Here is a 6,377-nt window from a genome sequence, read left to right as displayed (position 1 = left end):
TGTTTTACCGTGGTCAACGTGGCCGATAGTACCAACGTTAACGTGCGGTTTCGTACGTTCAAATTTTTCTTTAGACATGAGTGGTCCCTCTAGGTACGGATTTAGGTGGCCCAAATTGACCACGCAACCAAAAAAAGATAATTGGTAAATCTAATATCAAAAGGAAATAAACTTGAGAGCTGGTGCTGATAGGCAGACTCGAACTGCCGACCTCATCCTTACCAAGGATGCGCTCTACCACCTGAGCTATATCAGCACTCAAATTAGAGTGGAGCGGGCAGCGGGAATCGAACCCGCATCATCAGCTTGGAAGGCTGAGGTAATAGCCATTATACGATGCCCGCAACACGTAACTCTGAGAGCTATTTCCTAAAGAATATGGTGGAGGGGGACGGATTCGAACCATCGAAGGCAGTGCCGGCAGATTTACAGTCTGCTCCCTTTGGCCACTCGGGAACCCCTCCAAATTTTCAAGCCATTCAGACTACTAAAGGAAAGAATGGTGCCGACTACCGGAATCGAACTGGTGACCTACTGATTACAAGTCAGTTGCTCTACCTACTGAGCTAAGTCGGCATAAGTGGTGCGCATTCTATTGAATGATTTTCTAGGTTGCAATAGTAATTTGAAAAAAAATCATAAATTTCGATTTTTTAGATTCGTTTGCTGCAAATTCGTACAAACTTAGCTTTTTTAAAGCAAACTTCGACCTTTGTCGTTTGCTTTGAAGTTCGCTTGATGTATGTTCTTGCTTCTATTAAACCAAGGATAAAAGAGACCCATGAGTCCATTTTTGTCATTTGACCGTGCAAATTGGGCCGAGTTAAGAAACTCTGTACCGATGACACTTTCTGAAGACGACTTGACTGCGCTTCAGGGCATTAATGAAAACCTAACCATGGAGGAAGCGGTAGAGATCTACCTTCCTTTGTCTCGTCTTTTGAATCTGTATGTCCAAGCTCGTCAAAGCCGCAATTCCGTATTACAACAATTCTTAAATACAGAGGAACATGCTCCCCCTTTCGTAATTGGTATCGCTGGCAGTGTTGCTGTAGGCAAAAGTACGACTGCTCGTATTCTAACGGCATTGCTTTCTCGTTGGGAGAATCATCCCAAAGTCTCCTTGGTTACAACAGATGGCTTCCTATATCCGAAAAAAGTACTAGAAGAACGCGGTATCATGCATCGTAAAGGCTTCCCTGAATCCTATGATATCAAGCGTTTAGTCGAGTTCATGTCTGACGTAAAGGCAGGAAAGCCCGATCTTGAAGTACCCATTTACTCTCACATCACGTATGACATTACTGATGAACTAAGAAAAGTGGATAGACCGGATGTTCTTATTATTGAAGGTTTAAACGTTCTGCAAAGTGGAATGGACTATCCACATGACCCGCATCGTGTCTTTGTATCTGACTTTTTAGATTTTTCAATTTATGTCGACGCAGAAACAGAGACCATTGAACATTGGTACGTAGAACGCTTTTTAAAGTTTCGCCAAGGGGCCTTTACGAAACCAGGCTCTTATTTTAGCCACTACACACAACTCTCTGTCGATGACGCAAAGAAAAAAGCAAAGCAAATTTGGCATGATATTAATGGGCTCAATTTAGAATTGAATATTCTTCCAACTCGTGAGAGAGCCCACTTGATTCTACACAAAGGCGTTAACCACTTGGTTGATAAAGTCTCGTTGCGAAAGTAATCGAAGCTTAGTCACTTTTACGCAACGAGATTTCACCACCAATATAAGTCTCTAGTCCTTGGGAGGTTTCGATTAATATTCCACCTTGATGATCGATGCCTCGAACGACGCCATGTACCTCTCTAGGCCCAATAAGCAGTTTGACCTGACGATTAAGGAAATTGTCTAACCGATTCCAACGTTCGATAAAGCCAGTAAGTCCTTTCATTTCATATTCGACAAGTGCGGAATTCCAATGCTTAATAAGAGTCATTGCTAGAACATTTCTATCGATCTTGAGACTCTGATTTACTTGGTTCAACGTGGTCCATGGCTGGTCAATCTCAGGCTGGTCGTCAGGCATTCCAATATTCAGGCCCATCCCAATCACTAGATGAGCGGCCCCACCGGCCTGACCCGACATTTCAACCAAGATTCCGGCCAGTTTTTTATCTTGATAATACAAGTCATTCGGCCACTTGAGTTTAACACCTTGCATGCCTACTTCTTCCAGAGCTTCCACTGCGGCAATCCCAATCACCAAGCTCAAGCCCATTGCCGCAGCCATTCCCGCATCCAGTCGCCAATACATAGAGAGATATAAGTTAGAGCCAAACGGTGAGACCCATTGTCTACCGCGGCGACCACGACCTTGCGCTTGATATTCAGCAATACAAACACGGCCCTTTTCCGAATCCGCGACTCTGTCGAGCAAATACTGGTTCGTTGAGTCAATCACAGGGACAAGTTCAACAAGTGACTCCGAGCTAGTGGTAAGGAGAGTCTCGTCTAACAACTGCAATGGTGAAGCTAATTGGTAACCGCGCCCTTGCACTCGATAAATATCAATACCCCATTCACTAAGACCTTTAATGTGCTTAGCGATTGCCGCTCTGGAAACATTAAGATCGTCGCCCAACGCTTCTCCTGAATGAAACTCTCCATCACTTAATAACTTTAAAATATGAAGTTTCGTAGAGTGATCTTTTCTCATCTAGATGCCTCGATCTGAGTCAAATTGGTCTCCCCGGTACGATTGAGAAAGCGTACTTCATGCTCAAGTATGATTTGGTATTTGTCCCATACTGTCTGCTTCACTAAAGAAGCAAGCGCGACAATGTCATCAGCACTACAATTATCTATGTTGGTCAAAACCAAAGCTTGCATAGGGTTGACCTGCGCACCATGTACAGACTTCCCTTTTAATCCACACTGATCGATAAGCCAACCAGCAGCAATTTTCATTCCTCCAGAAGCTGGGTAGGCCACTACGTTAGGGTATTTTTTTGTAAGTCGATCATAGTGATCTTGCGTGATCACTGGGTTTTTAAAGAAACTACCTGCGTTACCTATCTTGGTTGGATCTGGCAGTTTTGCCTTTCGCACTTGGCATACTCGTTCGAAGATAGAAGCAGGGCTGAGTTGTTCTTCTGGGATACTTTGTAAAGGACCGTACTGGTTAATCGGCTGCCATTGCTTCGCCAACTTAAGCCCTAATGCGGTGATAAAGCACTTTCCGTGCAACGCATGTTTAAATATGGAATCCCTATAGGCAAACTCACAGTCTTGGGCGTGCATTCTTTTGTTTTCAAACGTAGTTAGATCAAGAACATCTACATAATCACAGATGTCTTTTAGCTCTAGGCCATACGCACCAATGTTCTGAATAGGAGCCGAGCCAGCACAACCTGGAATCAAAGCTAAGTTCTCGATCCCACCGATCCCCTGATTCACACACCAGGAAACTAATTCAGGCCAATCTTCACCACCGGCAATATGTAATAGGTAGTGCTCATCCGTTTCCGTGACTTCTTTACCCATGATTCGATTAACAATCACTAATCCCTCAAAATGTTCTGTAAAAAGAACATTACTTCCTTTACCTAAAAAAAGTTTCGGTAAATGGGTGAATCTTGGGTTTTGAAATAGCTCAATAACATCTTCGAGCGACTCAACGATAGCTAAATAGGAACACGATTGTTCAATTCCAAAAGTATGGTAAGCCTTTAGGCTCGCATTTGTTTTAATTTGCATAGTAGGTTTGCAACACCAGATAAGATTCTCTTAAACTGTCGACATTCTACATTAGTTATCTTTTAACCGCAGTGACAATACCAGACTCATTAATCATAGAAGTGTTAAATCCCATCAAGCTCCCCCTCATTAAGAAACTATACAAAGCGTATTACCCTGCGGGTCGAGCCAAAAAGGATGAATTGATCATTACAGCAAGCCATAAGGGTGAAATCATTGCGTTACTACGTTTAAAAGGTGTAGATAAAGTTCGTCTGTTGACAGGAATGTTGGTCATTCCGAAAGTTAGGGGAACAGGGATTGGAAAAAAACTACTAACTCATTGTAAAAACAATGTTTTCACTGATGGCGATTATTGCTTCGCGTTTACACATCTCGAATCCTATTATTCCAAGCATGGATTCACAACAATTGATTGCTCTGAGCTACCACACCCGCTAAAAATGGCATTTCAACGTTACGTAGATAGCGGTAAAGATCTCATTCCAATGCAATTCATCTCTTCAACGACATCAAAACGCGTGCTTTTGTAGCCAGGTAAATCATATCTTTGATAAAATGGCAGGTTCGCAATATTGCACTAAACTAAGGTACTCATACCGATATGATAGTAAGTAGGAATCCATTCGAACAGTTGCCAAGTCTCGCTGTCAATCCGGAAGACTTTGATGTTCTGTATTCAGCAGAATCATTCAGAACCCGTCTTTTAGATGCTATCAGCAAAGCAACGTCGCGAATTTACCTAGTCGCTCTATATCTGGAAGATGATGAAGCTGGACGTGAAATTCTCACTGCGCTTTATGAAGCGAAACAGCGCAATCCTGGGTTGGACATCAATATCTGTGTCGACTGGCATCGAGCGCAGCGTGGCCTGATTGGTGCGGAGACATCTGAGGGTAATTCAGCGCTTTACAAAGCATATGCCAGTAAGTACCAACACCCAATCCCTGTCTATGGCATACCAGTGCGTGGCAGAGAAGTTTTTGGGGTACTGCATTTAAAAGGCTTCATTGTCGATGATACTGTTATCTACAGTGGGGCGAGCTTAAATAACGTTTATCTCCATTATCATGAACGTTATCGATTTGATCGTTACCATGTGATTCGACATGAATCTTTAGCGAATTCAATGGTGCAATTCATTCAGGAAGAAATGATTGCTCACCCTGCCGTTAATGATCTTGCAGGAAAAGATAAACCAGAAACCAAAGAAATAAAGTCGGCGATTCGCCAACTGAGGGCTTCTCTTGCTCAAGCCAACTATAAGTTTGAAGACCAAGCTGCAACAGAAGAAAGTGTAAAAGTCACTCCGTTAGTTGGGCTAGGCAAACGCCGTAATCTGCTCAATCAACAGATTGTAAAGTTATTGGCAGCAGCCCAAGACGAAATTTTCATTTGTACGCCTTACTTTAACTTCCCTAAAGCACTTCATCGTGAAGTGAAACGAGCCATGAAGCGTGGTGTGAAAGTAACGATTGTTGTGGGTGATAAAACCGCCAACGACTTTTACATTGCACCTGAGGAAGACTTTAAAACCATTGGCGGACTTCCATATCTTTACGAAGTGAATTTGCGTCGCTTTGCGAAAGCCAATGAAGCGAATATCGCCGCACGTAAATTGTCAATTCACCTATGGAAGCATGACAATAACAGCTTCCACCTTAAGGGTATTTGGGTTGATAAACGCTATATGCTACTTACTGGGAATAACCTAAATCCACGTGCTTGGTCACTCGACCTAGAAAATGGGCTACTCATACAAGACAATTATGCGAAGCTCACTGAGAAGTTTGAAGACGAAGTTTCGCGTATTCTTGAGCATACTCACCTTATCTGTACCTATAAGCAATTAGAGAAAGTAGAAGACTATCCTATAGGGGTACAGCGACTGGTCAGAAAAATTACCCGCCTAAAGGCAGATGGTGTTTTAAAACGTATTCTTTAGACATCATTTCTCGCTCTAAAGTACGTCGAGATTTTTATACTAAGCCAACCGCTTTAGCAGTTGGCTTTTTCATATAATCCATTTGGAATACTTAACTATTTTCTAGTACCGCTAGTGAGCACATAACCACTTAGATCTAGAGCGACTCTCTTAATGGGTTTGAGCTTTGACGTTTGTGAGTATTCCGCATAGCTTACAGCCTCGAGCTAAGCTACCCCTCTCTGTTCTGGCGCTTCTTACCCTTTGCCTTTGGCGATATATTTTTTCTGAGACTCATCAAATGTTCAGCGTCGAAAATTATCACCTCGCTAATGAAGAGCTCCTTCAATCTTTCATCTTCCAATTCTTTTCAAGTCGTTTGATTTTTGAGCCAGGAGAGATGGGGTATATATGACGCTTTTCTAGGTTATACGTACAATTCGTTTTTTCTTTCTCATCAAGATTCGAGCCGTTGAACGCCTTTGAATACCATAGATTACTTAGGCTTGTTTGTAAGTCATATTGTCTTTCCACAGCATCAACGGCCTATAATTAATTAAAGCCTAGTGTGTAATCACGTAGAGTTCGCTTAGTAAGGATTATGGGGAGTAGTCTAGTTAGGTGTAAACACACTTCAGGGAAACGCCGCAGTAGAAAAGAAAAAAGCCCCAGTCTTTCGACTGGGGCTTAATATAAGTGGCGGAGTGGACGGGACTCGAACCCGCGACCCCCGGC

Annotated in this window: 5 protein-coding genes and 4 tRNA genes; 3 read left to right on the top strand and 6 right to left on the bottom strand. The window is 42.7% G+C overall.

Annotation, left to right across the window (positions count from 1 at the left end):
* Positions 1-180: 180 nt before the first annotated feature.
* From R7Q46_RS24430 to R7Q46_RS24415, 4 genes are all read right to left on the bottom strand, one after another.
* Positions 181-256, bottom strand: a tRNA-Thr gene (locus tag R7Q46_RS24430).
* A 13-nt stretch (positions 257-269) separates the two neighbouring features.
* Positions 270-344 (bottom strand) — tRNA-Gly (locus tag R7Q46_RS24425).
* Between the two features lie 35 nt (positions 345-379).
* Positions 380-464: transfer RNA gene (locus tag R7Q46_RS24420), tRNA-Tyr, on the bottom strand.
* 36 nt (positions 465-500) lie between these two features.
* Positions 501-576, bottom strand: a tRNA-Thr gene (locus R7Q46_RS24415).
* Between the two features lie 205 nt (positions 577-781).
* Between R7Q46_RS24415 and coaA the strand changes: the two genes are divergently transcribed.
* Positions 782-1,705: a type I pantothenate kinase gene (coaA, locus tag R7Q46_RS24410; protein WP_005388683.1), complete on the top strand. Its 924-nt coding sequence runs from the start codon at positions 782-784 to the stop codon at positions 1,703-1,705.
* 7 nt (positions 1,706-1,712) lie between these two features.
* Here coaA and birA read toward each other — a convergent pair whose 3' ends face one another.
* Together birA and murB are read right to left on the bottom strand one after the other, a co-directional pair.
* Entirely contained in the window at positions 1,713-2,678 is a 966-nt protein-coding gene (gene birA / locus R7Q46_RS24405; RefSeq protein ID WP_130545443.1) for a bifunctional biotin--[acetyl-CoA-carboxylase] ligase/biotin operon repressor BirA, read from the bottom strand.
* A complete protein-coding gene (gene murB / locus R7Q46_RS24400; RefSeq protein WP_053306556.1) occupies positions 2,675-3,718 on the bottom strand; it encodes a UDP-N-acetylmuramate dehydrogenase in 1,044 nt (347 codons plus the stop codon). Before murB ends, birA begins: the two co-directional genes overlap by 4 nt.
* A gap of 101 nt (positions 3,719-3,819) precedes the next feature.
* Here murB and R7Q46_RS24395 point away from each other — a divergent pair, with 101 nt between their 5' ends.
* Both R7Q46_RS24395 and pssA read left to right on the top strand, forming a co-directional pair.
* A complete protein-coding gene (locus tag R7Q46_RS24395) occupies positions 3,820-4,251 on the top strand; it encodes a GNAT family N-acetyltransferase (protein WP_017633746.1) in 432 nt (143 codons plus the stop codon).
* Between the two features lie 71 nt (positions 4,252-4,322).
* Entirely contained in the window at positions 4,323-5,663 is a 1,341-nt protein-coding gene (gene pssA, locus R7Q46_RS24390) for a CDP-diacylglycerol--serine O-phosphatidyltransferase (protein ID WP_005388686.1), read from the top strand.
* Positions 5,664-6,377 lie beyond the last annotated feature (714 nt).

It is taken from the genome of Vibrio sp. 811 (assembly GCF_033339195.1).
Note: the sequence above shows the minus strand (reverse complement) of the source record. Positions and strands in the feature narration are given on the sequence as shown.